The organism is Chromobacterium sp. Ag138 (genome assembly GCF_055181315.1).
Window position 1 is genome coordinate 1,040,838 of the sequence record NZ_JBUPWA010000001.1, and the last position, 18,066, is coordinate 1,058,903.

General features: G+C 61.1%; 3 protein-coding genes. 1 reads left to right on the forward strand and 2 read right to left on the reverse strand.

Annotation, left to right across the window (positions count from 1 at the left end):
• Positions 1–59: 59 nt before the first annotated feature.
• Entirely contained in the window at positions 60–977 is a 918-nt protein-coding gene (locus ACY3GB_RS04360; RefSeq protein ID WP_463087667.1) for a SphA family protein, read from the forward strand.
• 170 nt (positions 978–1,147) lie between these two features.
• Here the strand turns inward: ACY3GB_RS04360 and ACY3GB_RS04365 are convergent, their stop codons facing one another.
• On the reverse strand, positions 1,148–2,737 hold the full coding sequence (locus ACY3GB_RS04365; protein ID WP_463087668.1) for a methyl-accepting chemotaxis protein: 1,590 nt from the start codon (positions 2,735–2,737) through the stop codon (positions 1,148–1,150).
• A gap of 1,029 nt (positions 2,738–3,766) precedes the next feature.
• A complete protein-coding gene (locus tag ACY3GB_RS04370) occupies positions 3,767–18,046 on the reverse strand; it encodes a two-partner secretion domain-containing protein (RefSeq protein ID WP_463087669.1) in 14,280 nt (4,759 codons plus the stop codon).
• Positions 18,047–18,066 lie beyond the last annotated feature (20 nt).

Consider the following 18,066-nt stretch of genomic DNA (forward strand, 5'->3'; position numbering starts at 1 on the left):
ATACAGTTTCCCAGCATGCCGCCAATCACAAAGCGAAACCGAACAGGGACACTTTCAGGATGAAACCATCAAAAATGATCGCGCAGGCCGCATCTGTCGCCATCGCCTGCCTATTGCCGCATTTCAGCGCCAATGGGCAAGAACTGTGGGATCCTCACCTGCGCGGCGTCAACGAAGGCCTAGCCGCGGGCGTGCTGCCGCCGAAAGGCGTCTATGGCGTGCTGAACAACTACTGGACCTGGGTGGACAAATACGACCACAACGGCGACAAGACCGGCCTGCGGGTCAGAGCGCTGATCGAATTGCCGGAAGTGCTGTGGTCGACCGGACTCAAGGTGTTCGGCGCCGACTACGCCGTGGCCATCGCCCAGCCCATCGACTACACCACGCTTAGCGGCGACGGCCTGCCCGCCAATGGCCGCTGGGGCACCTTCAACACCATCCTGGTTCCAGGACAGCTGTCCTGGGCCTTGCCCAACAACCTTCACCTCAAAGCCAGCCTGGCGGTCTACCTGCCCACCGGCAGCTCATCGCCGCGCCGGCTGCCGAACGGCACCTATCTCGGCGCCGCCAATGGCTTCTGGACGCTGCAGCCCGGCTTGGCGCTGAGCTGGCTGCGCAATGGCTGGAACCTGAGCATGGACGCCACCTACGCCTACAATTTCCGCAATCCGGACACCCAGTACAAGTCTGGTCAACAGCTGGCGATCGACTATACCGTCGCCAAAACCATAGGCAAATGGACGATAGGCCTGGGCGGCTACCAGGAAAACCAGCTGAGCGATGACTCCGGCAGCGGCGCCGCGGCCTGCGCGCAGACCGGCGGCTGCCGCGCCAGCAACTACGGCATCGGCCCGCTGCTTGGCTATCAAATAGGCAAAGTAAAGCTGATGGCGATCTACAACCACGGCTTCCACACAACCAGCGATGTCGGCGGCGACTCCTTCAATCTGCGGCTGAGCTTCCCGTTCCAGTAACTGATGGACGGCCCTTTTCGCTGCCGCAGGGCTGGAAACACGCCAACCTTACCGGACCGACTACGCAAGAGCCGCTTGACGTGAAAGACGGTATCTGCAGCCCTATCCCGTCAATGACGCGATAAGCCTCTCGGCGAAGCCGCCACGCATGGCGACCAGCCCCCGGCGCTTCACATATATTTTTCAAATTGGCTGACCAGCCGGCGCAGGTCGCTGGCGGTCATGTGCAATTTATGGGCGACTTGCAAGGTGTTGGAAATGCTGAAGCCATTCTGCTCGGTCAGGCGGCTCATGGTTTCCATGTTCTGCGCGACCTCAGTAGAGGCCGACGACTGCTGCCGCAGCATATTGGCCACGTTGGCGGAAGACTCCGACACTTTCTCATTGGCGGTACGTATCGCTTCTAGCCCTTGCGCCGCCACCTGTATCGTCGCCTCCGCCGTATGCACCTTGTCCAACGCCGCCTTGACATCCGCCAGCGCCTCCGACGAACGCTCGCGCAAGAAGGCTATCGATTGCTCGATTTCCAGCGTGTTGCCGGCGGTCCGCTCGGCAAGCTTGCGCACCTCATCCGCCACCACCGCGAATCCCCGCCCTTGCTCCCCAGCCCGCGCAGCTTCAATGGCGGCGTTGAGCGCCAGCAGATTGGTCTGATTGGCGATTTCCTTGATCACACCGGTAACGGTATTGATCGATTCGACGGACTGCTCCAGCTTGATGATGGTATCGCGCGTGCCGGACACTTCGTTGACTACCGCTTGAGCGGCTTGCCGGGTTCCGCTCATTTGCGTTTCCCCCTGGGTGGCCAGTTCGGTGGCCTGGCCCGCGAATTCAGCGCCGGTGCGGGTTGCCTGGGAGATTTCGTTGACCGCCACCGACAACTGCTCCAACGCGGCGGCCACCCGGACGATGCCTTCCTGGGTATGCTCGCCGCGAGAATTCAGCGACTCGGCTTCGGTATGGGTGGCGCTGGCCGCCTCGCTGATATCCTCCGCGCCCGCCACCACATCAGCCAGGATAGCCCGCAGATGGATGCGCAAGGTTTCCATTTCCTCCAGCACCGCGCGAGGCTCGCGCAGCCCCAGAGGAGAAATCGGGCTGCTGAAATTGCCTTCCGCCAGTCGCATCAGGGCCTTGCGGGCGGTTTCTATCGGATGCGTCTGCCAGCGGCCGACCAGATAACCGGCCAACGGCACCCAGACGGCAAGCAGCATGAGCAAGGTTAACTGCCCGGCGCCGCCGGGCATCAGGGCGGCGGCCAGCGCCAGCGCCGCGGCTGGCAGTTGCGCGTACAGCATGGCCCAGCTCAGCGCCAAGGGGGTGGCATGACGCGTTTGCGGGAAAGCCTGGCGTCGCTCCCTGATGCGGGCATAGAGTTGTTCGGCCTCCGCCGTTTGCGCTTTGGATGGCGCGCTGCGCACCGACATATAGCCCACAGGGCGGCCACTCTCGCAAATCGGCGTGACGTAGGCCTCCACCCAGTAGAAATGCCCCTGCTTGCTGCGATTCTTGACCAACCCTTTCCACGGGCGGCCAGACTTGATGGTGTCCCAAAGATCGGCAAACGCCTCCTCGGGCATATCCGGGTGGCGCACGACATTGTGCGACTGGCCGATCAGCTCCTCTTCGCTGAAGCCGCTGATGTCGATGAAGGCGCGGTTGGCATAGGTGATCTGGCCTTTCAGATCAGTCTTGGTGACGATGGGACGATGGGGCAGCAAAAACAATTCAATGTTGTCCACGGGGAGATTTTTCTTCATGGGCGGCGCTTCCTGTCTCAGTTGTTGCTAAATGGGCGAGGCAATCCGGAACGCATGCACGTGAGAGCCTGGTTTTCAGAGGCCCGCGCTCATTCCTAATGAGTACAATTGAGATCAATTTTCAATTCAGAAAACTATTTGGCAGCCGAGCGTTTTCTACTTTTTCATAGAGAAACATATAGAACAGAAATAAAGCCGATATGCAGGAAAATCAGGCGAGAGATTGATGCAGGACGTAGCAAGAAATGATAAGGATTCTTACTTTTTGCAAACATGGACGCTAGAGAGGCGCTGAAAATACTAGATAAGGCAAACTTGCAGTCCTGTTAGCAGGCTTGTTCACTAGGATAGGGCCATAGGTTGAGCTGAATGAAATGAAGCCCAATGCTTACCGAGGACGAATAGACTCCATCCATGGAGATCATCGCACTTTTCGCAGTAAACGTTAGGCTTCGCAAGCTTAGCCCAAGCTACGGGCCTACTTTCCTTCAACGGTGAACAGATGCTATGAACAGGCTCTTAGTGATATCTCTGCCAAATTCCAAAAAACACCCCACCAACAATAAAATATATCACAAGGAAAAACATAGCCCCATAAGCTACCTTAGCTCATTTAGGCAATTTCCTATACCCCTCCTCGCTTATATTTGACGGCATCATTTCTTATCCTTTCCAGGACCGTAAGTTGAGCCAAGTGAAATGAAGCCCAACGTTTACCAAGAACGAACAGATTCCACTCATAGAAATCATCGTGTTTTTCGCGGTAAACGTTGGGCTTCGCAAGCCTCTCCCAATCCACACACCTACTTATTCATAATAACTTCCAACTCATCCCACAGAGGCATCAAACCAATCTCCTCCATATACGTCCCAAAATCCCAAAATGGTACCACTCCAATATCTAATTGCGAGAACCACGTTGCCTCACACTCTTGGCACACAAACAAAACTGTATCTGTTTTTTTTATTTTTGCTTTCACAACATCACCTTGAGCACACCTTGGGCACAGCATAACCAACCCCTTTCTTTCACTTTATCGGATAAGCAGTAATAACTTTCTGCGTACCAGGACGAACAATAATTTTTACATTCGTCTCACCTGCAGTTCCAACCACACGCCCCATCTGAACTACAAAAGCCCCTGGGTCATTTGGCAAAGAATTTCCCTTCTGCAGCCATGCTTGATCAATTAGACCTAATACCTCTTTTCTATCCACATTAAAAACACTATGAGTCGTCTTGTCTGGATTCAACTCTGCATGATCAAGAACATGCTTTACGCGATTGCCGTGAACAGAACCAGGCCCATAATCAAGCCCAGCTGGCGATGTCCAAGTCTGCGTAGACTTGTCAAATGTCAACTCTACAGGTGAAATCTTGTTTGGAGTACCTGCTAAAACAGGGCAACAGTCAGCATTATGCACCCAAACCCCAAGCTCACCCACATGGTAAGTCTGGAACTCAGCTACCTGAATGTTGAAGACGGTATCGAGCTCGCCCTCCTCTGCTTGGCTCACCACCGTCAGCAGCTGGCCAGTATGGTTAATCAGCACCATCCCTGCTTGCAGCAGCGATACCTTCAACCAGCCTTGGTCCTTGAGCCAGAACGGGTGCTCTGCCGTGGTTCTGAAAGTCTCCCGATAGCCTGAACCATTTTTGACTACCACGCGGTAAATTGCTTGGTACGGTGTCGCCTTGTGCGCTACAACTGGTTGGAAGCCATATTCACCGGTTTGATCGCTGCGCGACCAAACCAACTCTCCGCCAACAAAGGTCTCAATGGCTTTGAGCCCTTTGTCAGTCAACACCTGCGTACCAGCGACAAAGCAACTATTAGGCGTCGTGCACACACCAAGCGCAGCATCACCCTTTTCAACTTTATTACCCGCTCCAGCGGTTTCCACTGCTGTTTTATCAACTTTTTGCACAACTTTGACCGTTTTGCTCACATCTTGCAATTCAGCCAGCTTGCTCACTCCACCGACACTCCCTCCTCCCGGCATCAAAGCCAGCAACTCGCCAGAGAGCTTGCCTAAAGCAACACCATCCCCACGCTCATAAGCATTGGCCAGAGCTTCTCGGTGTGCGGCATCCATATGCTGCAATACGTTAACCAGCACATCAGGGTCGGCTAGTTTCAGTAACGTATCTTTGGTCTGCGTAAGCTCGCGTTGAGCATTCACGTCTCCAGTTGCAGCCAAAACTGCAGCTTCGGCCCCCTTAGCCATCCCTTTGATTCCATCGATCATGCTACCGACGTAGCCTTGCACTACACCTTTTGCTCGATCAATAGATATCAAGGATGCATCGGCTTCCGTAATCGTATTTTGCTGCTCAATGCTGGAGCGGATTCCTTTCGCTATATATCCACTTCTGATGATATCCGCAGCTGCTTTACGTAGTTTTTGTTCTGCAGCATGACATGCAGGACTGTCAGACTTTTCGCACGCTTGCTGGTACTCCCTATCGCGCAACTCGCTAAGTGCCAATAGCTCCTTGATCTTTTTCTTGTCTCCACGCTTCTCAGCAGCATCCAACTCTTGAATCTCTTTACGACCAAGATAGTTATTCTCCATCTCCGTTTTAGCCGCATTCACCGTCGTCGCTGCCGTCTCAGCTCCACCAGTCGCCGTCGACAACCCCGTCAACAAGCCGTTGACCAGATTCTCGCGCTGCAGCTTCTCTTCCGCCGTCATCTTGTCGGCGTCGGTATGCTGCAGCTTGTCCAGCGCGTTGTTCAACGCCACGCTGGCTGCGCCGCCCGCCGCGCCCGCGCCGCAGCTCTGGCCGCTGGCTTCCGCGCCGGCGCAAGCCAGGGCGGCATGCAGCACCGCGCGGACGACTTCGCCTTCCGGCTTCTTGTCCGCATGATCCGGATCGTTGCTCTGCGCCCGTTCCAGATCATCCGCCAGCGCCTTGACTTCCTGCGCGCCCAATCCCTGCAGGTAGGCGATGCCCGCATTCTGCGCCATGCCGGTCAGACCGTTGGCCAGGTTGCCGCCGATGCCGGCGGTGACAGCAGTGAGGATCTGGCTGTAGCTGCCGCCCGGCGCCCACTTGGCGGTATCGTCCGCGGCCTGTTTCTTGCTGGCGTAATCCGGGCTGTTGGGATCCGCCTTCTTCAAATCGTCCGCGGCGGCCTTGGCCTCTGCCGCCTTGTTGGCCATGAAGGTGCCCACCTGCTGGTTCAGCGCGTTGGCGGCGTCGAACAGGCCCTGCACTTCGCTGGCGTTGAAGTTGTTGGCCAGCTTGCCGCTGCCGTCGCGGCCGGTGCTGACGTCGCGGTTGGCCATGGCGGCGGCCTGCGCCGCGGTTTGGCCGGTTTTCGCCTGCTGCAGCGCATTGTCGGTGATGGTCAGGCTGCCGGCGCTGATGCCGGCGCGGGTGGTGCTGTTGTCGTGGTCCGACGCGGCCATGGCCATGCCAGATACGCCGCCGCTGCCGGCGGTGACGCTGATGCTGCTGGCGGTGAAGTCGGCGTGGTTGTCGATGTCCTTCAGCACCAACGCGCCAGTTTGCAGGCTGTTCTTGCCATCCTGCGCCGCCTTGTCGGTGCTGGCGATTGCCGCTCCGTTCAAGGCGGTGGTGCCCTTCACCGTCAGTTGGAAGCCGCCGTCTCCGGCCTGGATGCCTGACTGGCGCTGCACGCTGGCGTAGTCGGCATCCATTTTCTGCCGGCTGAGGCTGACGCTGCCACCCGAACCGACAGGCCCAATGGTCACGTTGCCGCTGATCGACTGATTCAGACTGTGGTAGGTACTGGTGTCCTGCAGGCTATCGATCTTGAGGTCGCCGGCGATATCGCCCACCACTTGCTGGCCGCTGACGATGCCCTGCAACGTGAAGTTGCCGCCGGACTGCAGGTTCAGCTTGCCGCCGGCATTCAGTTCGCTCAGCTGATATTGGCTGCCGCTGCCATCCACGCGGCCGCGGCTGAGGCTGCCGTTGGCGGTAAAGCCAAATTGCGGCCTGTTCTCCTGGAAACCAATCGCCACACCCACCGCGCCGCTGCTGGCGCTGCTGGTGGTGTGCTCGCTGCTGGCGCTCTTGGCCGCCAACAGGGTGATGTCGCCCTCAGCCTGCAAGGTGAGATCCTTGCCGGCGATGAACTGCGCGCCCTTGGCGGTGATGGTGCTGTCCTTGCCCGCGCCGTGCGCCAGGTCCATCACATTGCCGCTGGCCTTGAGCAGGCTGCCGCTTTCGTTATGGCTGTCGCTGACGGTGGTGCTTTCGCTGCGGCTGCCGCCAACGGTCAGGCTCAACTGGATGCCGCCCTTGGTCTTCTGGCCGGCGTCGCTCATCGCTTGCTGGTAGGCGGTGTAGCTGTTGTAGCCGGCCAGCGCGGCGGTGGCGGTGGACAGCGCCTTGACGCGGTCGTCCTTGCTCTTAAGCGCGGTTTCGGTGGCGGACTCCATCGCCTGCAAGCCGTTGATCAGCGGGCTGGTGAGCTGCAGCGTCAGGCCGCTGGACTTGCTGACGGTCTTCTGCACGCTGTGCCAGGTGTCCACCGCCACGTCCAGGTTCTGCTTCTTGGCGTCCAGCAGCAGATTGCCGCCGGCGGTGACATCGCTGCCTTGCAGGGTAAGGGTGTCGCCGGTCTTGATGTTCAGGTTGCCGCCTATGCTGCCCACCAGACTGCGGTTCTGGCTCTGGGTGGTGCCCGCGCCATCCAGCTGCTGCGTCAACTCCTTGCTGCCGATGGTGAAACCCAGGCCGCCGCCGGAGAACAGGCCTGAGGTCTCCTCTTTGTGGTACTGGAACAGGCGGCTGGTATCGGTGCCGGAAGTGATGTTGAGATTGCGGCCGGCGTCCAGCGTCACGTCGCCGCTGCCCGCCACCTGGCTGGCGTGGATATTGATGTCGCGCTGGCCTTTGAGGATCAGCGTGTCGGCCGATACCGTGCTGCCAGCTTCGTGCGTGCTGTCGTGGGCCACGATATCGGTGGTGGTGCTGCTGCTGAACCAGCCGCTGGAATGGTGGACGGTCTTGCTGTAATCGCTGTGCCGCTCCTGGGCGCTGCCGAGCGTGACGTCGCGCCCGGCCACCAGCGCTTCCTGGCCGTTGCTGGTCAAGCTGGCGGCCTGGGTGGAGATGTCGCGCCCCGCCTGCAGGATCAAGCCGCCCTCGCCATGCGCGGCGACGCCGTGCTGGGTGAGGTCGTAATTATTGCGGATGGTCTCGCCCCAGGTGTTGTCGTTGCGGCTTTCCGTCGCCACCGCGCCCAGCTTGATGTCGTTGCCTGCGGACAGGACCAGCTTGCCGCCGCTGGCCAGGCTGGCGCCGTTCAGCAGCGCGTCGCCGCCGGCGCGCAGTTGCAGGTCGCCCTTGCCGGCCAGGCCGGCCACGGTCAGGCTGTCGGCTTGCCAGTTATGGCTGTTGCCCCAGTTGTAGCCAATGTCGTGATGGGTATTGACCTCGCTCTGCACGCTCAGCTGCTTGCCGGCCAGGGCCGTCAGGCTGCCGCCGGTGGATTGCGCGGAGGAGCCGGTCAGGCTCAGGTCGCCCCCGGCTTTCAGCAATACATCGCCGCCGCCTTGCAGCAGCGAGGCGTTATGGGTTTGGCTCAGCGTGTCGTAACCGCCGCCCCACCAACTGCCCGCGCCGTGCTTGCTGTCCAGCGTGGACGCCAAGGCCAGACTGCCGCCGGCGCTGGCCAGCACGCTGCCGCCGGCCTTGGCGGCGCTGCCGGACAGGGTCAGGTCATTTCCGGCGGCAAGCGCCAGGCTGCCGCCGATATTGAGCTGGCTGCCGACGTGGTCCGCCTGCTGGTATTGGTAGCTGCTGTAGCGATTGCCGCCGCCCAGGTCGTAACGGGTTTCACGGCTGGCGATGTCCAGATCGTGCCCTGCTTGCAGGCTGGCGCTGCCGGCCGCGTCGATGGCCGCCGCCTGCAGTTTCAGATCATTGCCGGCCTGCAGCTGCAAATCGCCGCCGGCCTTGACGCTGCTGCCGGCCTGGCTGTGCTGGCTGTCGTCGGTGATGGTCAGGTTCTGCGCGGCGAGCAGGCCCAGATCGCCGCCGGCCTGCACCTTGCCGCCTTCGATGCGGATATTGTTGGCCTGCGCCAGCAGCGTGGTGTCGGACTTCAGCGTGCCGGTGTTGACCAGATCGCCGCTAGCCAACAAGCTCATGCTGTTGCCGGCCAGCACCGCGCCTTGTCCGCGCAGCGATTTTTGATCGGCATTGGCCAGATAAACCATGGGCACCAGCACGTCCTGGCCGCCCACATTCTGCTTCACCAGCCACACCATGTCGGAAGTGAGCTTGGCCATTTGGTCGGCCGACAGCGCCATGCCCGGCGTCAGTTGAAACTGCTTGGCGTACTGCGCGCCATTGCTCATCAGCTGCTGGTATTGCTGCATCGCGCTGCCATAGCCGGACAGGAAGCGCTTGCCGGTCATGTCGGTGACGGCGCGGGTGACCAGCTGCTGCTCGTAGAAGCCGTCGCCCAGGCGTTTCTCCACCTTGCTCGGGTCGTAATTCAGCTGCTTGAGCAAATAATCAGACGAGATGAAATTGCTGTACTGGGTGAATTGCGGATTGGTTTCCACCAGGTAAGGCTGCTGCGGCGCCGGCTTGGCGTGGAACAGACCGTTGTCCGGCACAGCGTAGCCCTTCTCCACCGGGTTGGCGGCCTTGGCGCCGCCGGCGGACATCGTCACCTGCTGTGTGGCCGGTGCCGGGCGATAGGTATTGCCCAATGCGCCGCCGGCGGTGGCATCGACCGCACCGTTCTTCAAACGCTGGCCATCCGCGCCGGACAGCGCGCCGTTTAACTGCGCGCCCTGGGTCTGGCCCACTACCCCCTGCAAAGTCTTGCCCGTCTCCCCTTGCAGCCCAGTCCCGCCCAAGGCCTGACCGGCCACGCTGGATAGAGCGCCGTTCAGTTGCGTGCCCAGAGCCTGCCCCACGTTGCCTTGCAAAGTTTGACCAGTTGTCGCGGCCTGCTGGCCGGCGCCATTGACCGCCTGCCCTTGCGCCTGGCTCACCTCCGATTGGTTATTGACGGCATTGCCGGCCACTGCAGACGCATTCATCCGTGCCGCGTCCTTGCCGTTGATGATAGAGGGCGCTTGCAGACTCAGGTGTTGGTTGGTGGCGATGGTGGCGTCGAGAGAACCGATAATCTCAGTATTAGTCACTCCAGGTGCTAAGCTAGACACGACCGGTACTGTTGGGCACGCGGCCCAATAAGATGTCAAACAGGCCCCTAGTGCTGCCAAATATCCATTATTAGGATCATAAACGTTAGAAATTGATGAAACTGTTACTGTTCTCTTCAACTGTTGGCCAACATTGGAGACCTCATTTCCCATCAGCATAGATATATTCGACCCTACCGATATATCGCTATATTTATTTGAAAACTCCCCCGCACTAACAACCATGCCCTTACCAACCAAAATTTTAGATGGCAAAACGCCTCCACTGGACATATCTATAGTTGTCGTGATTTTTATTTCCCTAGAGGCTTCAAACCTGCCGGCAACTTCAGACAGTCTCGACGCATCTGCAAGAGTAGTCTTAGATTTAAAATCTCCATAAATCATCTCTGGCTTCGTAAGCTCAACAGCAAGAGGGGATATTGCCGAAGCCACATCGGGAAGAGAGTTAGGCGTTAAGTTTACAGAAGGATCAAACCCCGGCAAGTAAACATACCCACCTCTATCTCTCTTAACATAATAGACCTTCTCAATAGAACTGATGTTCCATCTAGAATCCCATCGCCCATCCCTTGCCCGCTCCTTTCTAATAGTCAACAGCTGGGATTGCTTATCATCATTAAGCAATGTATACCTAGTCGATTCATAATAACCAGATCCACAATGATCACCATTGCATTCATTCTGTACATATCTGCTCAAAACCTGAATGCCATCAACAAAATCATATCGCCCAACATAATCCACCCACCCCGATGGACATGAGTTTCGTCCGTCATGCCCACATTCCGTATAACTTGTTACTGCTCGTGGAAGACGATATGTTTCCTTCTTCACGGTAACTGTTGTTGACGATTGTGTAACCGTCACAGGATTCGACTCATTACTCACCCGCCCCGCTTCAATAAACATATTCCCATCCGACTGCAAGGTCGCGATGTGATTCACCACCTGCCCCACCGCCGCGCCGGATTGGCCGATCCTCATATCGCCCTGGCTGTATAACCAAGCGCCGTCATGGTTATTCAGCGTGCCGCCGATATTCAGCGCCATGCCCCCGGCCGAGGCCAGCAGCGCCTTGCCGCCGCTGTTATCCAGGCTGCCGGCCTGGATGGCAATGTCGCCGGCGGTGATGGAGGCGGTATTGCTAAGGCTGGCGGCATGAATGTCCAGCGCGCCCGCGCCCAGGCTGCCGGCATTGACCAGGCTCTGGCTGAGCTGGGTGCTCAGCGTGCCGCCGATGTTGACGCTGCCGTTATTGGTCCAGTTGACGCCCGTCAGGCTGAGGTTGCCGCTGCTTTGCAGCTGGCCGTTGTTGACCAGGTTGCCGCTGGCGCTGACGCTGAGGTTGCGGTTGGCTTGCAGCTGGGTGCCGGCGGTATTGACGAAGTCTCCCTGCAGCTTCAGCGACAGGTCTTGACCGGCCAGCAGACTGCCGGCGTTGGCCAGTGACACGGTGTCGAGGGCGAGGTTGCGCTGGCCGTAGATGCTGCCGCCGCCGTTGTCCAGACCCTGCGCTTTCAGCTGCCAGTTGCCGTTGCCGGCGATCTGGCCGCCGTTAGCCAGTTGGCCGGTAACGGTCAGCCGGCTGTCGCCGGCGCCCAGCGCCAGTACTTTGCCGCCGGCGTTGCGCAGACTGCCGCTGTCCAGTTGCAGCGTCTGGCCGGCTTGCAGCAGGCCGCCGCTGTTGTCCAGGCTGCCGGCGTTCAGCGTCAGCGAGCCGTTGCTGCCCAGCGTGCCCTGCTGATTGTTCAGCGCGCTGCCGCGCAGGGTCAGGTCGCCCTGGCTGCTCAGCACGCCCTGGTTGTTGTTGAGGTCACCTGCGGTCACTTGCAGTTGGCCGCCGGAGGTGATCTTGCCCTGCTTGCTGTTGTCGATCTGGCCGCTGATGGCCAGCGTGGCCTGCCCCGCGCCTGCCTGGCCGATCTGGCCATGCTGGTTGCCCAGGCTGGCGGCGCTGAGTTTCAGCTGGCCCGCCTGCAACGTGCCACCGCCGTTTTGCGCGTCCTGCTTCAGTTGGACATCCAGCTTGGCGGCGCTTTGCAGCACACTGCCGCTGTTGTCCAGCTGATTGGCGGTCAGCGTCAGATTGCCGTTGGCGGCCAGCGTGCCCGCGGTAGAGTTGTCCAGCTTGCCATCCAGCTGGATCCGGCTGTCGCCGACGCCCAGCGTCTTGATGCCGCCGCCGCGGTTGTCCAGGCTGGCGGCGTTCAGTTGCAGGCTGTCACCCTGCACTGTGCCCTTCTGGTTGTCCAACGCGCCCTGCGAAATCAACGTCAGCGCCTGGCCGCTGGCCAGCGTGCCGCCCTGATTGTTCAGGTCCTGCCGCACGGTCAGGGCCTGCGCGCCCTGGCTGCCCAGCGTGCCCTGGCTGTTGTCGAGCTGGCCGGCATCCAGCGTCAAGCCGCCGTTGCTCAACAACTGGCCCTGCTGGTTGTGGAAGGCCTGACCGATCTTCAGCTTGGCCTCGCCCGCACCAATCTGGCGGATGTCCCCGGACTGGTTGCTGAGGGTGTCGGTCTTCAGGTTCAGACCTTGGGCTGCAATGTGGCCGCCATCGTTGGTGAGCGTGCTTTGCTTGCTCAGCTCCAGGTGGCGGACCGCTTGCAAGGTGCCCTTGGCGTTGTCAATGCTGGCTGCATTGACGGTCAAGTCGGCGTTGCCGGCCAGCTTGCCTTGGTTATGCAACTCGCCGCTGACATCAACAGTGCTCGCCTCGTCTTTGCCCAACGCCAGGATCTGGCCCTTGTCGGCGTTGGTCAGCGACGCGGCAGTCAATTGCAAATCCTTGCCGGACTGGATGGCGCCGCCGGCATTCTCCAGCGTGCCGGCGCTCAGCTTCACCTGGCCGTCGCTGCCCACCACGCCGTCGTTATGCAACAGGCTGCTGGCGGTGAGATCGACGCCCTGGCTGCCAATCAGGCTGCCCTTGGTATTGTCGAAGGTCTTCAGTTGGCTCGTCAGTTGTTGCTGGGCATAAATCTCGCCGGCCTGGTTGCTGAGGGTGTCGGCGTTCAGCTTCAAACTCTGGCTAGCGATATGGCCGCCGTCGTTGGTCAGACTGGTTTGCTTCGTCAGATTCAAACCTGCAGCCGCTTGCAGCGTACCCTTGCTGTTATCGATGCTGGCCGCGTTGACAGTCAGGTCGGCGTTGCCGGCCAGCTTGCCCTGGTTGTGCAGCTCGCCGCTGACATCCACCTGGCTCGCCGCGTCTTTGCCGAGGGCCAGGATCTGGCCTTTGTCCGCGTTGGTCAGACTCGACGCGCTGAGCTGCAAGTCCTTACCGGACTGGATGGTGCCGGACGCATTCTCCAGTGTGCCGGCGTTGAGCTTGACCTGGCCGTCGCTGCCGACCACGCCGTCGTTGCGCAGCAGGGTGCTGGCGGTGAGGTCGACGCCCTGGCCGCCGATCAAGCTGCCCTGGCTGTTGTCTAGGGTCTTCAGTTGGCTACTCAGTTGGCCTTGGGCATATAGTTCACCACCCTTATTGCTGAACGAGTCGGCATTCAGCTTCAGGCTCTGGACAGCGATATGGCCGCCATCGTTGATCAGGCTGGATTGTTTCGACAGCTCCAGATGGTTGGCTGCCTGCAGCGTGCCCTTGGCGTTGTCTATCGTCGCCGCATTGACGGTCAGGTCGGCGTTGCCGGCCAGCTTGCCCTGGTTATGCAGCTCGCCGCTGACATCCACCTGGCTCGCCGCATCCTTGCCCAGCGCCAGGATCTGGCCTTTGTCCGCGTTGGTCAGCGACGATGCGGTCAGTTGCAGGTCCTTGCCGGACTGGATGGTGCCGGCGGCGTTCTCCAGCGTACCGGCGCTCAACTTCACCTGGCCATCGCTACCCACCACGCCGTCGTTGTGCAGCAGGCTGCTGACGGTGAGATCGACGCCTTGTCCGCCGATGACACTGCCCTTGGTATTGTCGAAGGTCTTCAGCTGGCTCGTCAGCTGTTGCTGGGCATAGATCTCGCCGGCCTGGTTGCTCAAGCTGTCGGCGTTCAACTTCAAACTCCGGCCGGCGATGTGGCCGCCGTCGTTGATCAAGCTGGTTTGCTTGCTCAGCTCCAGATGGCTGGCCGCCTGCAGCGTGCCCTTGGCATTGTCTATCGTCGCCGCGTTGACGGTCAGATCGGCATTGCCGGCGACCTTGCCCTGATTATGCAGCTCGCCGCTGACATCCACCTTGCTGACGGCGTCCTTGCCGAGGGCCAGGATCTGGCCCTTGTCGGCGTTGGTCAGGGATGCAGCGGTCAGTTGCAGGTCCTTGCCGGACTGGATGGTGCCGGACGCATTCTCCAGCGAACCGGCGCTCAGCTTCACTTGGCCGTCGCTGCCGAGCACGCCGTCGTTATGCAGTTGGCCGCTGACGGTAAGGTCGACGCCCAGGCCGCCGATCAGGCTGCCCTGGCTATTGTTCAACGTCTTCAGTTGGCTGCTCAGCTGTTGCTGGGCATAGATCTCGCCCGCCTGGTTGCTGAGCGAGTCGGCGTTCAACTTCAAACTCTGGCCGGCGAGATGGCCGCCGTCGTTGATCAGGCTGGTTTGTTTCGACAGCTCCAGATGGCTGGCCGCCTGCAGGGTGCCCTTGCTGTTGTCAATGCTCGCTGCGTTGACGGTCAGATCGGCGTTGCCTGCGACCTTGCCCTGGTTGTGCAGCTCGCCGCTGACATCCACCTTGCTCGCCGCGTCTTTGCCAAGGGCGAGAATCTGACCTTTTTCGGCATTGGTCAGCGACGATGCGCTCAGTTGCAGGTCCTTGCCGGACTGGATGGTGCCGGCGGCATTGTCCAGCTTGCCGGCGCTCAGCTTCACTTGGCCGTCGCTGCCGACCACACCGTCGTTGCGCAGGCTGTCGGTCACCGTCAGATCGACACCCTGGCCACCAATCAGGCTGCCCTGGCTATTGTTCAACGTCTTCAGTTGGCTGCTCAGCTGCTGCTGGGCGTAGATCTCGCCGGCCTGGTTGCTGAGCGAGTCGGCGTTCAACTTCAAACTCTGGCCAGCGATATGGCCGCCGTCGTTGGTCAGGCTGGTTTGTTTGGTCAGGTTCAAACCTGCCGCCGCCTGCAGCGTGCCCTTGGCGTTGTCTATCGTCGCCGCGTCGACAGTCAGGTCGGCGTTGCCGGCGACCTTGCCCTGGTTATGCAGCTCGCCGCTGACATCCACCTTGCTGACGGCGTCCTTGCCGAGGGCCAGGATCTGGCCTTTGTCGGCATTGGTGAGGCTGTTAGCCGTCAGTTGCAGATCCTTGCCAGATTGGATGGTGCCGGCGGCGTTCTCCAGCGCGCCGGCGGTCAGCTTCACTTGGCCGTCGCTGCCGACCACGCCGTCGTTATGCAGGCTATCGGCCACCGTCAGGTCGACGCCCTGCCCGCCGATCAGGCTGCCTTGGGCATTGTTCAGCGTCTTCAGCGTGCTGCTCAGCTGCTGCTGGGCGTAGATCTCGCCCGCCTGGTTGCTCAGCGAATCGGCGTTCAGCTTCAGGCTCTGGCCGGCGATATGGCCGCCGTCATTGATCAGGCTGCTTTGCTTGGTCAGCTCCAAATGGCTGGCCGCCTGCAGCGTGCCCTTGCTGTTGTCAATGCTCGCTGCGTTGACGGTCAGATCGGCGTTGCCGGCGACCTTGCCCTGGTTATGCAGCTCGTCGCTGACATCCACTTTGCTCGCCGTATCTTTGCCTAGCGCCAGGATCTGGCCCTTGTCGGCGTTGGTCAGCGACAATGCGCTCAGTTGCAGATCCTTGCCCGACTGGATGGTGCCGGCGGCGTTCTCCAGCGTGCCGGCATTGAGTTTGACTTGGCCGTCGCTGCCGACCACGCCGTCGTTGTGCAGGCTATCGGCCACCGTCAGATCGACACCCTGGCCGCCGATCAGGCTGCCTTGGCTGTTGTCGAGCGTCTTCAGTTGGCTGGTGAGCTGGCCCTGAGCATACAGTTCGCCGCTCTTATTGCTCAGCGAATCGGCCTTCAGCGTCAAACTCTGGCCAGCGAGGTGGCCGCCGTCGTTGATCAGGCTACTTTGCTTGCTCAACTCCAGATGGCTGGCCGCTTGCAGCGTGCCCTTGCTGTTGTCGATGGTCGCCGCGTTGATGGTCAGGTCGGCGTTGCCGGCGACCTTGCCCTGATTATGCAGCTCGCCGCTGACATCCACCTGGCTCGCAGCATCCTTGCCCAACGCCAGAATCTGGCCCTTGTCGGCGTTGGTCAGGCTCGATGCGCTCAACTGTAGATCTTTGCCGGACTGGATCAGGCCGACGCCGTTGTCGAGCGCGCCAGCGCTCAGGTCCAGCTTGCCGTCACTGCCCAGCACGCCGCCATCATTATTCAGCTGCAGGCGTGCGTCGACGGATGCCGACTGGACGCCGGCCAGCCGGCCCTGGCGGTTGTCGAGTTGCGCCGCCTGCGCGTCCAGCCGGCCATCGCTGGCGATGCGGCCTTGTTCGCGGTTGTCGAGCGTGTCGGCGCTCAGGCGCAGCGCGCCGGCGCCAGCGTGGCTGATCTCGCCGCCACGGTTATCTAGATTGCCGCTGTGCAGCTTCAGATCGTGGCCGGCGCTGGCAAGCAGGCCCTGGCGGTTGTCAGCCTGGCCGTTGATGCGCCAGGCCGAGTCGGCTTGCCCGGTCTGCACGATCTTGCCCTCGCGGTTGTCCAGCGCGCCCAATTGCAGGTCTACATGGGCGGCGGCGAGCTGGCCGCTACGGTTGTCGAGCTGGCCGTCTAGGGTGAGCCGGGCGGCTCCGGCGGCGCTCAGGCGGGCCTGCTGCGCGTTCACGTCGCCGGCGGCATGGATGTCCAGCGCGCCGTGGCTGGCGCTGACGACGGCGCCGGACAGATCGGCAGCGCCGGCTTGCAGGCTGACATCGCCGCCGGCCAGCAGCTGGCCGCTGTGCTGCAGCATGCCGGCGCTGGTCACCGTCAGGCGGCCATGGTCGCCGAGCTTGCCGTCGGTCTGGGCACCGGCGGCCAGCGCGCCGTCACCCTGCATCGAGCCGGCGTTCAACGTCAGGTCGCCGCCGGCGCTGAGCGTCTGATGCAGCGTAGTCTGGCCGGCGATATCGGCCTGGAGATTGCCTTCGGCGCGGGTGATGCCGTCGTGCCGCAATTGGCCGTCGGCGCGCAGGATCAGGTTCTGCTGGCTGTGAGTCTGGCCGCGCAGGATCAGGTCGCCGGCGCTGGTCAGCTGCAAATCGCCGGCCTGGGCCGCCATGGTGCCCAGCTGGTTGACGCCGACCCCTTTCTCGGTGCCCACCAGCTTGATGGTGTTGGCGTACATGCCGCCCAGTTGCGCCACGTCGAGCGCGAAGGCAGGCGCGTCGCTCGGGCTGGCTGTCAGCGGCTGGGCCGCCAGCGTGGCAGCGTCCACCTGGTTGCGGCCCAGCACCAGGTCCAGCTTTTGCGCGTACAGATTGGCGTTGATCGACACCGCCCGGCTGATGATGGCGAAGCTGTCGACATTGGCGGCGTTGAGGCCGGCGCCATCGATGCTGACGCGGCCGCCGGCCACCTGGTAGCCGGTCAGCGCGCCCTGGGCGTTCAGCTGCGGCGCGCCGGTGGTCAGCGTGGCCTGCTGGGTATTGATGAAGCCGCAGCCGCTGCAAGTGATGCCCCAGGGGTTGGCGATCACCACCTGCGCTCGCTGGCCGGCCACTTCCAGGTAGCCGCGCAGCTGCGACGGGTTCGCCTGCGTCACTTCGTTGAGGATGATGCGGGCGCTGCCGTTCTTCAGATTGGGGTTGCCGCTGATGTAGCCGGCCAGCTGGGTATTGACGTTGACCGCGCTGTTGTTGAGCAGCGCGCCGCCGGGGCCGACGTTGAATTGCTGGTATTGGTTGTGCGATACGCCGGCGGCGGTGGGCGCGGCGATCTGCACCACCGGCAGGCCGTTGGCCGACTGGATCACGCCCGGCTGCTTGCCGGCCGCGGTGTTGGGATCGGCGATGATGTCGGCCGCCAGGGCGCTGCTGCCCAATCCCAGGCCGATCAACAGCACGCTGAGGCGCAGCGAGAATGCCTTGCATGCCGCCGCCAGCGTCGCGGCGACGCCCTCCGCGCCATTGCCTTTGCCCTGTCCGCTGGCGTCTTCCTGCACCACCATCAGTTGGCCGCGGGATTGGTTGAAGATGATCCGATAAAGGTGTTTGTTCATGATGTCAGCTCAATAAGACG